The organism is Herbaspirillum sp. 1130, assembly GCF_017833835.1.
Classification (GTDB): Bacteria; Pseudomonadota; Gammaproteobacteria; order Burkholderiales; family Burkholderiaceae_D; genus Herbaspirillum; species Herbaspirillum huttiense.
On the sequence record NZ_JAFICQ010000007.1, the window covers coordinates 202819 to 223127 of the forward strand.

Below are 20309 nucleotides of genomic sequence, written 5' to 3' on the forward strand. Positions count from 1 at the left end.
GGAGCGTACCGGACAAGTCATCGTCCGATCATCCAGTCATCCGAGGAGCCGCAGTAAGGAGCCGCAAGGCGAATGACACGGCGCTACAACTCAATCAATAAGGAGCCGTCATGGCAAAGAAGATTATTGGTTTTATCAAGCTGCAAGTGCCAGCTGGTAAAGCAAACCCGTCCCCCCCGATCGGCCCGGCCCTGGGTCAGCGCGGTCTGAACATCATGGAGTTCTGCAAGGCCTTCAACGCCCAGACTCAAGGTGTCGAACCCGGTCTGCCGATTCCGGTCGTGATCACCGCCTTCGCGGACAAGTCCTTCACCTTCGTGATGAAGACCCCGCCGGCGACCATCCTGATCAAGAAGGCTGCTGGTATCCAGAAGGGTTCCGCCAAGCCGCATACCGACAAGGTCGGCAAGATCACCCGCAAGCAAGCGGAAGAGATCGCAACCCAGAAGAAGCCGGACCTGACCGCTGCTGATCTGGAAGCTGCCGTGCGTACCATCGCTGGTTCCGCACGTTCGATGGGCATCACGGTGGAGGGTCTGTAATGGCTAAGGTATCCAAGCGCGTCAAGGCAATGAAGGAAAAGGTCGATCGTACCAAGGCCTATCCGTTCGACAACGCCGTTTCCCTGATCAAGGAATTTGCAACCGCCAAGTTCAACGAATCGATCGACGTCGCCGTCCAGCTGGGCGTGGACGCGAAGAAGTCGGACCAAGTGGTCCGTGGTTCGGTGGTGCTGCCTGCCGGTACCGGCAAGACCGTTCGCGTGGCCGTGTTCGCCTCCGGCGACAAGGCTGAAGCTGCCAAGGCAGCCGGCGCTGACGTGGTCGGCATGGAAGACCTGGCAGAGCGCGTGAAGGCCGGCGACATGCCGTTCGACATCGTCATCGCTTCGCCCGACACCATGCGTATCGTCGGTACCCTGGGTCAGATCCTGGGTCCCCGTGGCCTGATGCCGAACCCGAAGGTTGGCACCGTGACCCCGGACGTGGCAACTGCCGTCAAGAACGCCAAGGCTGGTCAAGTGCAATACCGTACCGACAAGTCCGGTATCATCCACGCCACCATCGGCCGCAAGTCGTTCTCCGACGCCGATCTGAAGGCCAACCTGCTGGCCCTGATCGATGCCCTGAACAAGGCCAAGCCGGCCAGCAGCAAGGGTGTGTACCTGCGCAAGATCGCTCTGTCGTCCACCATGGGCGCTGGCGTTCGCGTGGACCAGGCTTCCCTGGCTGCCTAAGCAAGCAATACAGTCCCCGTTTCCGTAAGGAGGCGGGGCATCTCTTTGGGCTGTCGCAGTTGAGCGCAATCAGCAATCGATTGCGGCAGGCCTTCAAAGACCGTTGGGCGGAAGCCGGCAGCAACAAGCCGGACGAAGTTAAAAACGCTGGCCGCAAGTCCAGTGAACCCAACGCAGATGGTGAACCCGAGCAAGTTTCGTAGTCTCAGGCAGCATATTCAGTTTTGCCCTATGCTGCAGTGAACTCCTAAACGTCGGACGCCGTGTTCGAACCGGTGCAAGGCAAGCAGGCAGTGGCCTGTGTAGTGGCCGAGTACTATTTTTGGAGGTTGATCTTGAGTCTCAATCTGAATGACAAGAAGGCCGTCGTCGCCGAAGTTTCCGCAAAGGTAGCAACTGCGCAAACGATCGTCGTGGCCGAATACCGTGGCATCCAGGTTGGTTCCTTGACGCAACTGCGCGCACAAGCGCGTGCCCAAGGCGTGTACCTGCGCGTGTTGAAAAACACGCTGGCTCGTCGCGCTGTTGAAGGCACGAAGTTTGCCGACCTCGCCCCGCAACTGACCGGTCCGCTGATCTACTCGATCTCGGAAGATGCCGTGGCCGCTGCCAAAGTCCTGTCGGACTTTGCCAAGACCAACGACAAGCTGGTTGTGAAGGCAGGTAACTACGAAGGCAAGCAGCTGGACAAGGCTGCTGTGGCTTCGCTGGCAAACATCCCGTCTCGCGAAGTTCTGCTGGCCCAGGTCCTGGGCATGATGCAGGCTCCGGTGTCGGGCTTTGCGCGCGCTCTGGCTGCCCTGGCAGCCAAGAAGGAAGCCGAAGCCGCATGAGGCACGGCCGCCTGAGGCGGCCCCGCTCTGCAGTTTCGATGCTTTCGCGTCACTACCAATCTGATGTTATTACCGAAATAAATTTAGGAGTTTCAAATGGCAATTAGCAAAGAAGACATCCTGGAAGCCGTTGGCGCGCTGTCCGTGATGGAACTGAATGACTTGGTCAAGGCATTCGAAGAGAAGTTTGGTGTTTCCGCTGCCGCAATGGCCGCTCCCGCTGCTGGCGGTGGCGCTGGTGCCGCTGCTGCTGCTGAAGAGCAGACCGAGTTCACCGTTGTGCTGGCTGAAGTCGGCGCCAACAAGGTCGGCGTCATCAAGGCCGTGCGTGAAATCACCGGTCTGGGCCTGAAGGAAGCCAAGGATCTGGTTGACGGTGCACCGAAGCCGGTCAAGGAAGGCATCGCCAAGGCTGACGCTGAAGCTGCCAAGAAGAAGCTGGAAGAAGCTGGCGCCAAGGCCGAACTGAAGTAATTCTCTTGCCTACCAAGGCGAGTCATTACTCCGGAGTCAAAGTGCAGAATCCCTTGAAAAAGGGATTCGGCTTTGGCTCCTTTGTCGTTTCTTATTTTTGCTGGTGATGTTGATGCGCCGCAGTATTCGTTGTCGGGAATATTAAGCGCGATCTCAGCAAAAAACTAGGGTAGACATTTGAAGATTTGAGTGCCGATGGCCCGGACTGCTTTGCCGGCAAGTCGCGCGGTCTGATCGAATCTTGAATTCTCTATCCTTCCTGTCACTCACGGAGTGTCCATGCACTACTCATTTACTGAGAAGAAGCGCATTCGCAAATCCTTCGCGAAACGCGCAAACGTCCACAACGTTCCGTTCCTGCTCGCGACTCAGATCGAGTCGTATCAGAATTTCCTGCAACCCGAACGTGCCGCATCGGAACGCAAGAATGAAGGCCTGCAATCGGCTTTCACCTCGATTTTCCCCATCGTGTCGCACAATGGCTTTGCGCGCCTCGAATTCCTGTCGTATGTGCTGGGCGCTCCGCCGTTTGACGTCAAAGAGTGCCAACAACGTGGCCTGACCTTCGCGTCCCCGCTGCGTGCCAAGGTGCGCCTGGTGATCCTGGACAAGGAATCGCCGACCAAGCCGGTCGTCAAGGAAATGAAGGAACAGGAAGTCTACATGGGCGAACTGCCCCTGATGACCACCACCGGTTCCTTCGTCATCAACGGCACCGAGCGCGTGATCGTGTCCCAGCTGCACCGCTCCCCGGGCGTGTTCTTCGAACACGACCGCGGCAAGACACACTCGTCGGGCAAGCTGCTGTTCTCGGCCCGCATCATTCCTTACCGTGGCTCCTGGCTGGACTTCGAATTCGACCCGAAGGACATCCTGTTCTTCCGCGTCGACCGCCGCCGCAAGATGCCGGTGACGATCCTGCTCAAGGCCATCGGGATGACCTCCGAGCAGATCCTGGCGAACTTCTTCGTCTTCGACAACTTCAACCTGCACGCCGAAGGCGCGGACATGGAGTTCGTCTCCGAGCGCCTGCGCGGTGAAGTCGCACGTTTCGACATCACCGACAAGTCGGGCAAGGTGATGGTCGCCAAGGACAAGCGCATCAACGCCAAGCACGTGCGTGACATCGAAGCCGCCGGCATCAAGCACATCTCCGTGCCTGAGGACTACCTGCTGGGCCGCGTGCTGGCCAAGAATATCGTCGATCCTGAGACCGGTGAAGTCGTGGCCAGCGCCAACGACGAGCTGACCGAAGAACTGCTGGCCAAGCTGCGCGAAGCCAACATCTCGGCCATCCAGACCCTGTACACCAACGACCTGGACCAGGGCGGCTACATCTCGCAGACCCTGCGCACCGACGACACCGCTGACCAGACCGCTGCACGCGTGGCGATCTACCGCATGATGCGTCCTGGCGAACCGCCGACCGAAGAGTCCGTGGAAGCCCTGTTCAACGGCCTGTTCTACAGCGAAGACCGTTACGACCTGTCGGCCGTGGGCCGCATGAAGTTCAACCGTCGCGTCAGCCGCGACGAGCTGACCGGTCCGATGACCCTGTCCAATGACGACATCCTGGCCGTCATCAAGATCCTGGTCGAACTGCGTAACGGCCGTGGCGAAGTCGATGACATCGACCACCTGGGCAACCGTCGCGTGCGTTGCGTGGGCGAACTGGCCGAAAACCAGTTCCGCGCCGGCCTGGTGCGCGTGGAGCGCGCTGTCAAGGAACGCCTGGGCCAAGCCGAGGCGGACAACCTGATGCCGCACGACCTGATCAACTCCAAGCCGATCTCGGCTGCCATCCGTGAGTTCTTCGGTTCGTCCCAGCTGTCGCAGTTCATGGACCAGACCAACCCGCTGTCGGAAATCACGCACAAGCGCCGCGTTTCCGCCCTGGGCCCTGGCGGTCTGACCCGCGAACGTGCCGGCTTCGAAGTGCGCGACGTGCACCCGACCCACTACGGCCGCGTCTGCCCGATCGAAACGCCTGAAGGCCCGAACATCGGCCTGATCAACTCGCTGGCGCTGTATGCCCGCCTGAACGAATACGGTTTCCTGGAAACCCCGTACCGCAAGGTCGAGGGCAGCAAGGTCACCAACCAGATCGACTACCTGTCGGCCATCGAAGAAGGTCGTTACGTGATCGCCCAGGCGAACGCGACCATCGACGGCGAAGGCAAGCTGTCCGACGAACTGGTGTCGGCCCGTGAAGCTGGCGAAACCATCCTGGTCTCGCCGGAACGCGTGCAGTACATGGACGTGGCCCCGGGCCAGGTGGTGTCGGTGGCAGCCTCGCTGATTCCGTTCCTGGAACACGATGACGCGAACCGTGCACTGATGGGCGCCAACATGCAGCGCCAGGCCGTGCCTTGCCTGCGTCCGGAAAAGCCGCTGGTCGGCACCGGCATCGAGCGTACCGTGGCAGTCGACTCGGGTACTACCGTGCAAGCCCTGCGTGGCGGCGTGGTGGACTACGTCGATGCAGGCCGTGTGGTGATCCGCGTCAACGACGAAGAAGCGCAAGCGGGCGAAGTCGGTGTGGACATCTACAACCTGATCAAGTACACCCGTTCCAACCAGAACACCAACATCAACCAGCGCCCGATCGTCAAGATCGGTGACCGCGTGGCCAAGCATGACGTGATCGCCGACGGTGCCTCCACCGACATGGGCGAGCTGGCCCTGGGCCAGAACATGCTGGTGGCGTTCATGCCCTGGAACGGTTACAACTTCGAAGACTCGATCCTGATCTCCGAAAAGGTCGTGGCCGATGACCGCTACACCTCGATCCACATCGAGGAACTGTCGGTGGTCGCACGTGACACCAAGCTGGGTGCAGAAGAAATCACCCGCGACATCTCCAACCTGGCCGAGAACCAACTGGCCCGTCTGGATGAGTCGGGTATCGTCTACATCGGCGCCGAAGTCGAAGCCGGCGACACCCTGGTCGGCAAGGTCACCCCGAAGGGCGAGACCCAGCTGACCCCGGAAGAGAAGCTGCTGCGCGCGATCTTCGGCGAGAAGGCTTCCGACGTGAAGGACACCTCGCTGCGCGTGCCCTCGGGCATGGTCGGCACCGTCATCGACGTGCAAGTGTTCACCCGCGAAGGCATCCAGCGTGACAAGCGCGCCCAGCAGATCATTGATGATGAACTCAAGCGCTATCGCCTGGACCTGAACGACCAGCTGCGTATCGTGGAAGGCGATGCCTTCCAGCGTCTGGAGCGTCTGCTGATCGGCAAGGTCGCCAACGGCGGTCCGAAGAAGCTGGTCAAGGGCACCAAGCTGGACAAGGCTTACCTTGACGACCTGGACAAGTTCCACTGGTTCGATATCCGTCCGGCCGATGACGACATCGCCAACGCGCTGGAAGCCATCAAGGAATCCATCGCCGAGAAGCGTCACCAGTTCGACCTGGCCTTCGAAGAGAAGCGCAAGAAGCTGACCCAGGGCGACGAACTGCCGCCGGGCGTGCAGAAGATGGTCAAGGTCTACCTGGCCGTGAAGCGCCGCCTGCAGCCTGGCGACAAGATGGCCGGCCGTCACGGTAACAAGGGTGTGGTCTCGCGTATCCTGCCGATCGAAGACATGCCGCACATGGCCGACGGTACCCCCGCCGACATCGTGCTGAACCCGCTGGGTGTTCCGTCCCGTATGAACGTCGGCCAGGTGCTGGAAGTTCACCTGGGCTGGGCGGCCAAGGGTCTGGGCCTGCGTCTGGGCGAGATGGTGCAGGCGCAAGCCAAGGTCGCGGAACTGCGCAAGTTCCTGACCACCATCTACAACGAATCGGGCAAGAAGGAAGAACTGGATACCTTCAGCGATGAGGAAATCATCGAGCTGGTGACCAACCTGAAGAAGGGCGTGCCCTTCGCGACCCCGGTGTTCGACGGTGCGCATGAGGAAGAAACCCGCCGCATGCTCGATCTGGCCTATCCGGACCCGATCGCCAAGCAGCTGGGCATGACCCCGTCCAAGAACCAGGTCACCATGTATGACGGCCGTACCGGTGAAGCCTTCGAGCGCACCGTGACCGTTGGCTACATGCACTACCTGAAGCTGCACCACCTGGTCGACGACAAGATGCACGCCCGTTCCACCGGCCCGTACTCGCTGGTGACCCAGCAGCCGCTGGGCGGCAAGGCGCAGTTCGGCGGCCAGCGTTTCGGCGAAATGGAAGTGTGGGCACTGGAAGCTTACGGTGCCTCCTACGTCCTGCAGGAAATGCTGACGGTGAAGTCCGACGACGTGAACGGCCGTACCAAGGTGTACGAGAACCTGGTCAAGGGCGATCACGTGATCGATGCCGGCATGCCGGAATCCTTCAACGTGTTGGTGAAGGAAATCCGCTCGCTGGGTATCGACATCGACCTGGAACGCGAATGATGTAAAGGGGTGCGTGGCGCAGGCTGCGCACCCCGCCGGTTTTTCCGGCAAAACAAGAATTCAAGAATTCAGTAGTGACGCATCGCTCCACGGGCGATGTGAACGAATCAAGAGATTCAACAGATTCAAGAGATTCAAGCGAAGTACGGCAGTAAGCTGGGGAGGTCTGTCCCGGTATCGAGCGGCACCACGAAGCAGAGGCTTCGCTGGCTCTCCCGCCGATGCGAACAGGGTTAAGCAGGGTGAACCGGCCACACGTAAATTTAGTTTCTCACGCCAACCTGGAGTGATACATGAAAGCACTGCTCGATCTATTCAAGCAAGTCCAGCAAAACGAACAATTCGACGCGATCAAGATCGGTCTGGCTTCGCCTGACAAGATCCGCTCGTGGTCCTTCGGCGAAGTCAAGAAGCCGGAAACCATCAACTACCGTACCTTCAAGCCTGAGCGCGACGGCCTGTTCTGCGCCAAGATCTTCGGCCCCATCAAGGACTACGAGTGCCTGTGCGGCAAGTACAAGCGCCTGAAGCACCGTGGCGTGATCTGCGAGAAGTGCGGCGTGGAAGTGACCCTGGCCAAGGTGCGCCGTGAGCGCATGGGCCACATCGAGCTGGCTTCCCCGACTGCCCACATCTGGTTCCTGAAGTCGCTGCCGTCCCGTCTGGGCATGGTGCTGGACATGACCCTGCGCGACATCGAGCGCGTGCTGTACTTCGAAGCCTACGTCGTGACCGATCCTGGCATGACCCCGCTGAAGAAGTGCCAGATCATGTCCGAAGACGACTACGCCGCCAAGTACGAAGAGTACGGCGACGACTTCATCGCCTTCATGGGCGCCGAAGGTATCCGCGAACTGCTGCGCTCGATCGACATCGACCGCGAAGCGGAAACCCTGCGCCAGGAACTGAAGGACTCCAAGTCCGAAGCCAAGATCAAGAAGTACGCCAAGCGCCTGAAGGTGCTGGAGGCGTTCCAGCGCTCGGGCATCAAGCCCGACTGGATGATCATGGAAGTGCTGCCCGTGCTGCCGCCGGAACTGCGTCCGCTGGTGCCACTGGATGGCGGCCGCTTCGCGACCTCCGACCTGAACGACCTGTACCGCCGCGTCATCAACCGCAACAACCGTCTGAAGCGCCTGATGGAGCTGCGTGCTCCAGAAATCATCACGCGCAACGAAAAGCGCATGCTGCAGGAAGCAGTGGACTCGCTGCTGGACAACGGTCGTCGTGGCAAGGCCATGACCGGCGCCAACAAGCGCCCGCTGAAGTCGCTGGCCGAAATGATCAAGGGCAAGGGCGGCCGTTTCCGTCAGAACTTGCTGGGCAAGCGCGTGGACTACTCCGGCCGTTCGGTCATCGTGGTGGGCCCGCAGCTGAAGCTGCACCAGTGCGGCCTGCCCAAGCTGATGGCCCTGGAACTGTTCAAGCCCTTCATCTTCAACAAGCTGGAACTGATGGGTCTGTCGACCACCATCAAGGCCGCCAAGAAGCTGGTGGAAGCGCAAGAGCCGGTGGTCTGGGACATCCTGGAAGAAGTCATCCGCGAACACCCGGTCATGCTGAACCGTGCGCCGACCCTGCACCGTCTGGGCATCCAGGCGTTCGAGCCGGTCCTGATCGAAGGCAAGGCGATCCAGCTGCACCCGCTGGTTTGCGCGGCGTTCAACGCCGACTTCGACGGCGACCAGATGGCTGTCCACGTTCCGCTGTCGATCGAAGCGCAGATGGAAGCCCGCACCCTGATGCTGGCCTCCAACAACATCCTGTTCCCGTCCAACGGCGAACCGTCGATCGTGCCGTCCCAGGATATCGTGCTGGGTCTGTACTATGCCACCCGTGAAGCCATCAACGGCAAGAACGAAGGCATGATGTTCCAGGACGTGTCGGAAGTCATCCGCGCTTACGACAACAAGGAAGTCGAGCTGGCCACCCGTATCACGGTGCGTATCGTGGAACACCCGAAGGATCCGGTCACCGGCGAATTCGTGCGTACCGTCAAGCGTTACGAGACCACCATCGGCCGCGCCATCCTCTCCGAGATCCTGCCCAAGGGCCTGCCGTTCTCGGTGCTGAACCGTGCGCTGAAGAAGAAGGAAATCTCCAAGCTGATCAACACGTCCTTCCGCAAGTGCGGTCTGCGTGCCACCGTCGTGTTTGCCGACCAGCTGATGCAGTCGGGCTTCCGCCTGGCGACCCGCGCCGGTATCTCCATCTGCGTGGACGACATGCTGGTGCCGCCGCAAAAGGCCACCCTGATCGCGGCTGCCGAATCGGAAGTCAAGCAGATCGAACAGCAGTACTCGTCCGGTCTGGTGACCGCAGGCGAGCGTTACAACAAGGTTGTGGACATCTGGGGCAAGGCCGGTGACGAAGTCGGCAAGGCCATGATGGACCAGCTGAAGGTGGAAGACGTCATCACTCGCGAAGGCAAGAAGACCACTCAGGAATCGTTCAACGCGATTTACATGATGGCCGACTCCGGCGCCCGTGGTTCGGCTGCCCAGATTCGCCAGCTGGCCGGTATGCGCGGCCTGATGGCCAAGCCTGACGGCTCCATCATCGAGACGCCGATTACCGCGAACTTCCGCGAAGGCCTGAACGTGTTGCAGTACTTCATCTCGACGCACGGCGCCCGTAAGGGTCTGGCCGACACCGCGCTGAAGACCGCAAACTCCGGTTACCTGACCCGTCGTCTGGTGGACGTGACCCAGGATCTGGTCGTGATCGAAGACGATTGCGGCACTTCCAACGGTTCGGCCATGAAGGCGCTGGTCGAAGGCGGTGAAGTCATCGAAGCCCTGCGCGACCGTATCCTCGGCCGTGTGGCTGCGACCGACATCGTCAACCCGGAAGATCAATCCACCCTGTTCGAAGCCGGCACCCTGCTGGACGAAGACAAGGTCGAAGAGATCGAACGCATGGGTATCGACGAAGTGAAGGTGCGTACTCCGCTGACCTGCGACACCCGCTATGGCCTGTGCGCCAAGTGCTATGGCCGCGACCTGGGCCGTGGCCTGCTGGTGAACTCCGGCGAAGCCGTCGGTGTGGTGGCTGCGCAGTCCATCGGTGAGCCGGGTACCCAGCTGACCATGCGTACCTTCCACATCGGTGGTGCGGCATCGCGTGCAGCGGTGGCCTCCTCGGTGGAAGCCAAGTCCAACGGCACCGTGCGCTTCACCGCCACGATGCGTTACGTGACCAATGGCAAGGGCGAACAGATCGTCATTTCCCGTTCCGGCGAAGTGCTGATCACCGACGACCTGGGCCGTGAGCGCGAGCGTCACAAAGTGCCGTACGGCGCCACCCTGATCGTCAAGGATGGCCTGACCATCAAGGCCGGTACCGCCCTGGCGACCTGGGATCCGCTGACCCGTCCGATCATCACCGAGTACTCCGGTACCGTGAAGTTCGAAAACGTGGAAGAGGGTTCGACCGTGGCCAAGCAGATCGACGAAGTCACCGGTCTGTCGACCCTGGTGGTCATCGATGCGAAGCGCCGTGGTCCTTCCTCGAAGGTCATGCGTCCGCAGGTGAAACTGCTGAACGAACAAGGCGAAGAAGTGAAGATCGCCGGCACCGAGCACTCGGTGACCATCGGCTTCCAGGTCGGCGCGCTGATCACCGTCAAGGACGGCCAGCAAGTGCATGTGGGTGAAGTGCTGGCCCGTATCCCGACCGAATCGCAGAAGACCCGTGACATTACCGGTGGTCTGCCGCGCGTGGCCGAGCTGTTCGAAGCCCGTTCGCCGAAGGATGCCGGCATGCTGGCCGAAGTCACTGGTACCGTTGCCTTCGGCAAGGAAACCAAGGGCAAGCAGCGTCTGGAAATCACCGACATGGAAGGCACCAAGCACGAGTTCCTGATCACCAAGGACAAGCAAGTGCTGGTGCACGACGGCCAGGTGGTGAACAAGGGCGAAATGATCGTCGACGGTCCGGCCGATCCGCAGGACATCCTGCGTCTGCTGGGTATCGAAGCGCTGGCTCGCTACATCGTGGACGAAGTGCAGGACGTGTACCGTCTGCAGGGCGTGAAGATCAACGACAAGCACATCGAAGTGATCGTGCGCCAGATGCTGCGCCGCGTGCAAGTGGTGGAGCCGGGCGACACCAACTACATCACAGGTGAGCAGGTCGAGCGCTCCGAGCTGCTGGACGAGAACGACCGCGTGACCGCCGAAGGCAAGATCCCGGCGACCTACGAAAACGTGCTGCTGGGTATTACCAAGGCATCGCTGTCGACCGACTCCTTCATCTCGGCCGCATCGTTCCAGGAAACCACCCGCGTGCTGACCGAAGCGGCGATCATGGGCAAGAAGGACGGCCTGCGCGGCCTGAAGGAAAACGTCATCGTCGGCCGCCTGATCCCGGCCGGTACTGGCCTGGCCTTCCACCGCGCCCGCAAGGAAAAGGATGCATGGGAAGCCGAAGAGCGCGCAGCACTGCTCGAAGCCGAACGTGCCTCCCGTTCCGACTTCGCCGACGAGGAAGTCTCCTCGACCGAATCCATCGGTGGCGGCGAAGGCGAAGCGTAAGCATCGCTGGCAAGGCATCAAGGGGTGGCCAGCTGGACCGGCCACCCCGGCAAAACAACAAGCTGCAAGAGAGAACGGCACCGGAAGCAATTCCGGTGCCGTTTTTTCGTTCATGGGGGTTATTTGCCGGGGCATCACGGCCTTCATATCCCTGTTTGTCCCTACTGGCGGTAGGCCTTGCTGCTTGCGGCATTGCCAAGGATGAGTGAATCTTTTATCATCTCCAAATAATAATGATTCTCATCTGATTCCCGTCGCGTGGAATCAATCTTCATATCGACGACGACCTGCGCCCGCAGGCCGTTTTTATCCAAGAGGTAGCCAGCCAGCGCTAGTAACCGAACCAGACCAAGGGGTGGTTACCAGTGTTTCCATGCAAATCGAAATGTGCAGCGGCCGTTTTCCTGGCGCTGCAGCAGTGGCTGTGTGCGGGTGCCTTTGCGCAATCGGCCGATGCCAATACCCAAGCCGATCCCGCTCGCGCGTCTGCGAGCGAGTCCATCACGTTGGCGCAAGCCAGCGGCAAGAAGCTGCAGGACGTGGTGGTCACGGCCAATCGTTCCGGCAGCAGTGACCTCGATCACGCGGCCGCCACTGTCTCCGTCATCACCTCCGAGGAGATCGAGCAGCACAACGCCAAGGACATCAAGGATGCCTTGCGCTACGAGCCGGGGGTGGAGGTGCGGCGCTCGGTGTATCGCATGTCCGGCATCACGGGGGCGACGGCCACCACCGGGCGTGGCGGCAATGAGGGCATCACCATTCGTGGCCTCGATGGCAATCGCGTGCTGATGCTGGAGGATGGCATCGTCATGCCGCGCGCTTTCAGCCAGGGCGTGGCCAGCGTGGGGCGGGGTGCGACTACGGACACCGAACTGTATCGCCGCATCGAAGTGCTGCGCGGGCCTGCGTCTTCGCTCTACGGCAGCGATGGGCTCACCGGCGCGGTCAACTTCATCACCAAGGACCCGTCCGACTTGCTGGACGTTTATGGCAAGTCCAGCTATTTCTCCTTCAAGCCTTCCTACGACTCGGTCGACAAGAGCTTTGGCGCGACCGCCAGCGCGGCCTGGGGCAGCGAGCAATGGCAGGGCATGCTGATCCTCAATGCGCGCCACGGCAACGAGAGCGACAACAAGGGGACCAACGACGTGCGCGGCAGCGCCCGCACCACGCCCGACCCGATGAGCACTACCAATCGCTCGGCCCTGGGCAAACTGGTCTTCAAGCCCAATGGCATCGACACCTTCAAGCTCACCCTGCAGGCCACCGAAGAGCGCGAGAGCGGGGACAGCCTCTCTGCGATCGGCAATGGTGTGACCGCCTACAGCACCAGCAGCAAGTCCACCGGCCAGCGTGCCACGCTGGCCTATGAACGCAACGATGCGGATCAGCCGTGGATACAAAAATTCAAGGCCAGCCTCACCTGGCGCAATGCCGACACCGACCAGCTCACCAATGAAGCCGGCACCAGCACGGCGACGATCGTGCGGCCGCGTTTCCGTGCGGTTTCCTACAGCGACCAGATGATCAGCGGCAGCCTGCTGGCCGAGAGCAACTTCGGCTCCGATAGCTGGCGGCACAAGCTGGTCTATGGGCTGGACCTGAGCCTGTCCACCTTACAGACCAGCGCCGACGGCACCGGCTGGACCAGTTGCACCGGCACGCAGTATTGCCAGTACTTCCCCAAGACCGAGAGCACCCAGCTCGGGGCCTATGTGCAGGATGAGATGCGCACCGGCGCGCTCACCACCATCGCTGGCCTGCGCCTGGACAGCTATGAACTCAAGCCCAAGGCCAGCGCGAAATATGACGCCCAGGCCATCGCCAACGGGCAGCCTGCAGTGAGCAGCCGCGACAGCGCCTTTTCGCCGCGCCTGGCGTTCCTCTATGAAGTCACGCCGGCTTTCATCCCCTACATCCAATATGCGCGCGGCTTCCGTTCGCCCTCGCCGCAGGAGATCAATTCCTTCTTCAACAATACCGTCTATCGCCAGATCTCCAATCCTGACCTCAAGCCCGAAACCAGCAACACGGTCGAAGTCGGCCTGCGCGGCAAGCTGGCGGCCGGGCCCGGAGCGCTGCGCTACAGTGCGGCGGCATACAAGGGCAATTACCGCAACTTCATCGACCTCGTGACGGTGGGCGGCAACCTCACGGCGGCCAACCCGACCATCTTCCAGTACCGCAATGCGGCCAAGGCCGAGATCCACGGGCTGGAAGGGCGGATCGATTACGCGCTCGACAATGGCTTCACCGTCAAGGGCGGGTTCGCCTGGACCAAGGGAACTACGACCACCAATGGCGTCGAGCAGGGACTGGAATCCGTGGCCCCGCTGTCGGTGGTGGCGGGCCTGCGCTATGAGCGTGCCCAGCAGTGGTTCGTGCAGAGCGACCTGGTCTACAACGCGGCCAAGAAGAAGGAAGACATTCCGACCGCCACCAACTTCGTCTCGCCCTCCTTCTTCGTGATGGATCTCTCGGGGGGCTATCACCTCACCCGCAACATGACCGTCACCGCCGGCATCCGCAACCTGTTCGACCGCAAGTACTGGAGCTGGACCGACATCCGCGGCTTGTCGCTGGCCGACAGCGCGGTCAACAAGGATGCCTATACCGAGCCGGGGCGCAGCTTCAATGTCAGCCTGAAGATCGCCTACTGATTCACCGGACCCGTCCACCTCTCATTCATCCTGAAGGAATTCCATGAGCAAGCACATCATCGCCCGCCCCGCATTGCGCCGTACCTCCCTGGCCGTGTTGCTGGCCGCGACCTTGGCCGCTGCCGGCTGCGCGACTCAGCCCTCCTTGTCCGAACGCTGGGCAGAGCTGCAGCGTTCGCAGCCAAAACTTCATACCCGAGATGCCGCACGTGAACTCGGTGTCAAAGAATCGGCCTTGCTGGCCACCCAGGTCGGCCGCAATGCCGTGCGCCTCAAGGGGGACCCGGCCGATATCGAGGCCCTGTTCGAACGTCTGCCGGAGCTGGGCCGCATCAAGGCCATCACGCGCAATGAAGATGCCGTGCTGGAGCGCAGCGGCGAAGTCACGCCCGTCAAACGGGATGAGCAGGGCAGGGTGATCCCCGGGACCGGCTTCGCGGGCGGCCCCATTGATCTGCGTTTTTTCACGGCCAAATGGGGCAGCGCCTTTGCGGTGGTGCAAGCGCGCCGGGATGGCAAGACCAGCCGCAGCCTGCAGTTCTTCGACCGCCAGGGCGATGCCGTGCACAAGGTCTATCTGGACAATGAGCAGCACGTGGCCCAATTCGATCGTCTGGTGGCGGACTTCAGGCTGCCCGATCAACAGGCGGCCTTGAACATCGAGCCCGGCCCGGTGACGGCGACTGCACAGCAGGCTGCGCCACCCAGTGCCGAGGCGATCCGCGAACTGCGCCAGTCCTGGCATGAGTTGACCGACGTGCACCAATTCCCGCGCCTGCTGCGCGAGCTCAAGCTGACCCGCGAACAGGCACTGCAGCTCATTGGTCCCGACTCCGCCTGGCGCATCGCTCCGCAGGCGGCCCAGGCGCTGCTGGAAGACGCCAGGCAACGCCAGCAGCCCATCATGGTGTTCGTCAGCAATGGCGGCATGACGCAGATCTATAGCGGCCTGATCGGCAAGACAGCCGTGGCGGGGGACTGGTACAACGTCCTCGATCCGGATTTCAACCTCCATCTGCGCGCCAAGGCGGTGGATCACGGTTGGGTGGTGCGTCGTCCGACCGATCACGGCATGATCACCTCGGTGGAGTTCTATGACGCCCAGGGCAAGCAGATCGTCAACTTCTTCTCGCGCCGCGACCGCGGCCAGCCCGAGACGATGCAGTGGCGCAACATGGTCGAGGCGCTGCCGCGCGGCTGAACTTGCCACGAGGGCAATGCAGGCGTTGCGTGCAACTCTTGCATCAAGGAAAACATTGCCATTTCGCCACCCGTAAACCGTGGCGAAATGGCCATAAACCGCGTCAAATCGGCACCGGAGCCCGCTTCGGGTTGACCCGCTGGACATTCCGGCGTACACTCGCGAGTTCTCGAATTTAGGCTCTCCCGGGCTTATGCGTTCTTTGGTCTGAAACATCGCTTCTGCGACGCTACCCTCCCTTCCGGTCTTAAATCCGATTTGCGCATTGTCTTGCGCACAAGAGTTTCCTGTGTGGTTCCGGGCAACCGATTCCGGAACCTGTTTTCAATGTTGTACTTTGTTGGATTAAAACGATGCCAACCATCAATCAACTGATTAGCAAACCACGTGTCCGCGCGATCGTGAAGAGCAAGTCGCCGGCGCTGGAAAACAGCCCGCAAAAGCGCGGTGTCTGCACCCGCGTGTACACCACCACCCCGAAGAAGCCGAACTCGGCGCTGCGTAAGGTGGCCAAGGTGCGCCTGACCAACGGTTTCGAAGTCATTTCGTACATCGGCGGTGAAGGCCACAACCTGCAAGAACACAGCGTCGTGCTGATCCGCGGCGGCCGTGTGAAGGACTTGCCGGGTGTGCGTTACCACATGGTTCGCGGTGCACTGGATACCCAGGGCGTCAAGGATCGTAAGCAAGCTCGCTCGAAGTACGGTGCCAAGCGCGCCAAGGCAGCGAAGAAGTAATAATTGGTGTTTATCATGACGCTTTCGCGCGTCGTGTGAACAGACTCAGAGTCGGTCCAGGTTGGGCCGAGTAAGTGGAAGCCATGATGGCTCTCCGCGAGTGCAGGCGAAGTTGAAGCAGGGTTCGCCCACTCAACTGAAGATTGAAAGGAATCGAAATGCCACGTCGTCGTGAAGTCCCCAAGCGGGAAATTCTGCCGGATCCGAAGTTCGGCAACGTTGAAGTCGCCAAGTTTGTGAACGTGTTGATGCTGTCGGGCAAGAAGTCCGTTGCTGAAAACATCATCTACGGTGCCTTCGACTACATCCAGACCAAGTCGGGCAAGGACCCGCTGGAAGTGTTCTCCGCAGCCCTGAACAACTGCAAGCCGATGGTGGAAGTCAAGTCCCGCCGCGTCGGTGGCGCCAACTACCAGGTGCCCGTTGAAGTGCGTCCGGTGCGCCGTATGGCCCTGTCGATGCGCTGGCTGCGTGAAGCCGCCAACAAGCGCAGCGAAAAGTCGATGCCGCAGCGCCTGGGTGGTGAACTGATGGAAGCCGCCGAAGGCCGTGGTGGCGCCATGAAGCGTCGTGATGAAGTGCACCGTATGGCAGAAGCGAACAAGGCGTTCTCGCACTTCCGCTTCTAATCAAGACTGGGCCTGGACGTACCCTATCCGGGTGTTTCCTGGCCTGCATCTAAATTGGTTCGAGCCGAGCGTTTATTTGAAAAAAATGACGCTCGGTTTCGTGCATTAAAGACTTAGGAATAAATCATGGCTCGCAAGACCCCCATTGAGCGCTACCGCAACATCGGTATCTCCGCGCACATCGATGCTGGCAAGACCACCACGACCGAGCGCGTGCTGTTCTACACCGGTGTGAACCACAAGATCGGTGAAGTGCACGACGGCGCCGCCACCATGGACTGGATGGAACAGGAACAAGAGCGCGGCATCACCATCACGTCCGCAGCGACCACCTGTTACTGGAAGGGCATGGCGAACAACTTCCCGGCCCACCACATCAACATCATCGATACCCCGGGTCACGTTGACTTCACCATCGAAGTGGAACGTTCGATGCGCGTGCTCGACGGCGCCTGCATGGTCTACTGTGCAGTGGGCGGCGTGCAGCCGCAGTCGGAAACCGTGTGGCGTCAGGCCAACAAGTACAAGGTCCCGCGTCTGGCCTTCGTCAACAAGATGGACCGTACCGGTGCCAACTTCTTCAAGGTCTACGAGCAGATGCGTGCTCGCCTGAAGGCCAACCCGATCCCGATGCAAGTGCCTATCGGCGCCGAAGAAAACTTCGAAGGCGTGATCGACCTGGTCAAGATGCGTGCGATCTACTGGGACGACGCTTCCCAGGGCATGAAGTTCGACTACCGCGACATCCCCGAGCACCTGAAGGCTGACGCGCAGAAGTGGCGTGAAAACCTGGTCGAAACCGCTGCTGAAGCATCGGAAGACCTGATGAACAAGTACCTGGAAGAAGGCGACCTGACCGAAGCCGAAATCAAGGGCGCGATCCGTCAACGCACCATCTCCGGCGAAATCGTCCCGATGATGTGCGGCACCGCCTTCAAGAACAAGGGCGTGCAAGCGATGCTGGACGGCGTCGTTGAATACCTGCCGTCGCCGGTGGACATTCCCCCGGTTCCGGGCCTGAACGAAGACGACGAGCCGGTCGTGCGCGAAGCCAAGGACGACGAGAAGTTCTCCGCCCTGGCCTTCAAGATCGCTACCGACCCGTTCGTTGGCCAGCTGTGCTTCATCCGCTGCTACTCCGGTACCCTGAACTCGGGCGACACCGTGCTGAACTCGGTGAAGTCGAAGAAGGAACGTATCGGCCGTATCGTTCAGATGCACGCCAACCAGCGTGAAGAAATCAAGGAAATGATGGCTGGTGACATCGCCGCCGTCGTGGGCCTGAAGGACACCACCACCGGTGACACCCTGTGCGACGACAAGGCAATGGTCGTGCTGGAGCGCATGGTCTTCCCCGAGCCGGTGATCTCGCAGGCTGTGGAACCCAAGACCAAGGCCGACCAGGAAAAGATGGGCCTGGCCCTGAACCGCCTGGCTGCTGAAGATCCGTCGTTCCGCGTGCGTACCGACGAAGAATCGGGCCAGACCATCATCGCCGGTATGGGCGAGCTGCACCTGGACATCATCGTTGACCGCATGAAGCGTGAATTCAACGTGGAAGCCACCGTTGGCAAGCCGCAAGTGGCTTACCGCGAAACCATCCGCAAGACCTGCGAAGAATCCGAAGGCAAGTTCGTCAAGCAGTCGGGTGGCCGTGGTCAGTACGGTCACGTCGTCCTGAAGATCGAGCCGCAAGAAGCCGGCAAGGGCTTCGAGTTCGTCGACGCGATCAAGGGCGGTACCGTTCCTCGCGAATTCATCCCGGCCGTTGAAAAGGGCGTGCGTGAAACCCTGAACACCGGCGTGCTGGCGGGTTACCCTGTCGTTGACGTCAAGGTCACCCTGTTCTTCGGTTCGTACCACGATGTGGACTCGAACGAAAACGCCTTCCGCATGGCCGGCTCGATGGCCTTCAAGGAAGGTTGCCGCCGCGCCAGCCCCGTCATCCTGGAACCGATGATGGCTGTCGAAGTGGAAACCCCGGAAGATTACGCCGGTACCGTGATGGGCGACCTGTCCTCCCGCCGTGGCATGGTCCAGGGCATGGATGAAATCGCCGGCGGTGGTGGCAAGATCATCAAGGCGGAAGTGCCCCTGTCGGAAATGTTTGGTTACTCGACCACGCTGCGTTCGGCTACCCAAGGCCGTGCAACCTACTCGATGGAATTCAAGCACTACTCCGAAGCGCCCAAGAACGTGATCGACGCAATCGTCACTTCCAAGGCCAAGTAAGTTGCAGGAATGGCGATCTCTTCCGAGTGGAGGGGATCGCTGGCTGGATCACCAGCCTTACATTGAATATTGAACATCGAACATATCGTTCTTTTGAAGGAAATTTAAAATGGCAAAAGGCAAGTTTGAACGGACCAAGCCGCACGTGAACGTCGGCACCATCGGTCACGTTGACCACGGCAAGACCACCCTGACCGCTGCAATCGCAACCGTTCTGTCGAAGAAGTTCGGCGGCGAAGCGAAGGCCTACGACCAGATCGACGCAGCGCCTGAAGAAAAGGCACGCGGCATCACCATCAACACCGCACACGTCGAATACGAAACCGCAAACCGTCACTACGCACACGTTGACTGCCCAGGCCACGCCGACTATGTGAAGAACATGATCACCGGCGCAGCCCAGATGGACGGCGCGATCCTGGTGTGCTCGGCCGCTGACGGCCCGATGCCCCAGACCCGCGAACACATCCTGCTGTCGCGTCAGGTTGGCGTGCCTTACATCATCGTCTTCCTGAACAAGGCTGACATGGTGGACGACGCTGAACTGCTGGAACTGGTGGAAATGGAAGTCCGCGAACTGCTGTCGAAGTACGAGTTCCCTGGCGACGACCTGCCCATCGTGAAGGGTTCGGCCAAGCTGGCGCTGGAAGGCGACACCGGTCCCCTGGGCGAGCAAGCCATCATGGCCCTGGCCGAAGCCCTGGACACCTACATCCCGACCCCGGAACGTGCCGTTGACGGTACCTTCCTGATGCCGGTGGAAGACGTGTTCTCGATCTCCGGCCGTGGCACCGTGGTGACCGGTCGCGTTGAGCGCGGCATCATCAAGGTCGGCGAAGAAATCGAAATCGTCGGTATCGCTGACACCCAGAAGACCACCTGCACCGGCGTGGAAATGTTCCGCAAGCTGCTGGACCAGGGTCAAGCTGGCGACAACGTTGGCGTGCTGCTGCGCGGTACCAAGCGTGAAGACGTGCAGCGTGGCCAGGTTCTGGCCAAGCCGGGTTCGATCAAGCCGCACAAGCACTTCACCGGCGAGATCTATGTTCTGTCGAAGGATGAAGGCGGCCGTCACACCCCGTTCTTCAACAACTACCGTCCGCAGTTCTACTTCCGTACCACTGACGTGACCGGTGCGATCGAACTGCCGAAGGACAAGGAAATGGTCATGCCGGGCGACAACGTGTCGATCACCGTGCAACTGATCAACCCGATCGCCATGGAAGAAGGTCTGCGCTTCGCTATCCGTGAAGGCGGCCGTACCGTCGGCGCCGGCGTGGTTGCCAAGATCTTCGACTAATCGTCGGATCAGCAGTAGCAGTACCCCAGTAACACTAGTCGCATTTTTAACATCGCCGGGGATGATTCCCATCCCCGGTTCG

Annotated in this window: 12 protein-coding genes; all 12 read left to right on the plus strand. The window is 60.6% G+C overall.

Going from position 1 to position 20309, the window contains the following annotated elements; translation table 11 throughout:
- Positions 1 to 110: 110 nt before the first annotated feature.
- Entirely contained in the window at positions 111 to 542 is a 432-nt protein-coding gene (rplK, locus tag JOD78_RS26480) for a 50S ribosomal protein L11 (RefSeq protein WP_007875265.1), read from the plus strand.
- Complete coding sequence (gene rplA, locus JOD78_RS26485; protein WP_008334113.1) at positions 542 to 1237, plus strand: 50S ribosomal protein L1; 696 nt, start codon at positions 542 to 544, stop codon at positions 1235 to 1237. The genes rplK and rplA overlap by 1 nt, the downstream gene beginning before the upstream one ends.
- A gap of 335 nt (positions 1238 to 1572) precedes the next feature.
- Complete coding sequence (gene rplJ / locus JOD78_RS26490) at positions 1573 to 2070, plus strand: 50S ribosomal protein L10 (RefSeq protein WP_006465496.1); 498 nt, start codon at positions 1573 to 1575, stop codon at positions 2068 to 2070.
- 96 nt (positions 2071 to 2166) lie between these two features.
- The gene (gene rplL / locus JOD78_RS26495) at positions 2167 to 2544 is read left to right on the plus strand and encodes a 50S ribosomal protein L7/L12 (RefSeq protein ID WP_034333536.1); all 378 of its coding nucleotides are present in this window, start codon (positions 2167 to 2169) and stop codon (positions 2542 to 2544) included.
- A 279-nt stretch (positions 2545 to 2823) separates the two neighbouring features.
- Complete coding sequence (rpoB, locus tag JOD78_RS26500; protein ID WP_034333534.1) at positions 2824 to 6930, plus strand: DNA-directed RNA polymerase subunit beta; 4107 nt, start codon at positions 2824 to 2826, stop codon at positions 6928 to 6930.
- A 293-nt stretch (positions 6931 to 7223) separates the two neighbouring features.
- Positions 7224 to 11465 (plus strand): DNA-directed RNA polymerase subunit beta', encoded by a 4242-nt coding sequence (rpoC, locus tag JOD78_RS26505; RefSeq protein WP_121037792.1) that lies wholly within the window; start codon positions 7224 to 7226, stop codon positions 11463 to 11465.
- 365 nt (positions 11466 to 11830) lie between these two features.
- Positions 11831 to 14128 (plus strand): TonB-dependent hemoglobin/transferrin/lactoferrin family receptor, encoded by a 2298-nt coding sequence (locus JOD78_RS26510; RefSeq protein ID WP_121037789.1) that lies wholly within the window; start codon positions 11831 to 11833, stop codon positions 14126 to 14128.
- A gap of 43 nt (positions 14129 to 14171) precedes the next feature.
- Positions 14172 to 15329, plus strand: a complete 1158-nt coding sequence (locus tag JOD78_RS26515) for a ChuX/HutX family heme-like substrate-binding protein (RefSeq protein ID WP_121037786.1) — start codon at positions 14172 to 14174, stop codon at positions 15327 to 15329.
- Positions 15330 to 15682: 353 nt separating this feature from the next.
- Complete coding sequence (rpsL, locus tag JOD78_RS26520; protein WP_006465490.1) at positions 15683 to 16066, plus strand: 30S ribosomal protein S12; 384 nt, start codon at positions 15683 to 15685, stop codon at positions 16064 to 16066.
- 158 nt (positions 16067 to 16224) lie between these two features.
- On the plus strand, positions 16225 to 16695 hold the full coding sequence (gene rpsG, locus JOD78_RS26525) for a 30S ribosomal protein S7 (protein ID WP_006465489.1): 471 nt from the start codon (positions 16225 to 16227) through the stop codon (positions 16693 to 16695).
- Positions 16696 to 16821: 126 nt separating this feature from the next.
- A complete protein-coding gene (gene fusA, locus JOD78_RS26530) occupies positions 16822 to 18927 on the plus strand; it encodes an elongation factor G (protein WP_013232184.1) in 2106 nt (701 codons plus the stop codon).
- A 109-nt stretch (positions 18928 to 19036) separates the two neighbouring features.
- Complete coding sequence (tuf, locus tag JOD78_RS26535) at positions 19037 to 20227, plus strand: elongation factor Tu (protein ID WP_008334097.1); 1191 nt, start codon at positions 19037 to 19039, stop codon at positions 20225 to 20227.
- Positions 20228 to 20309: the final 82 nt, after the last annotated feature.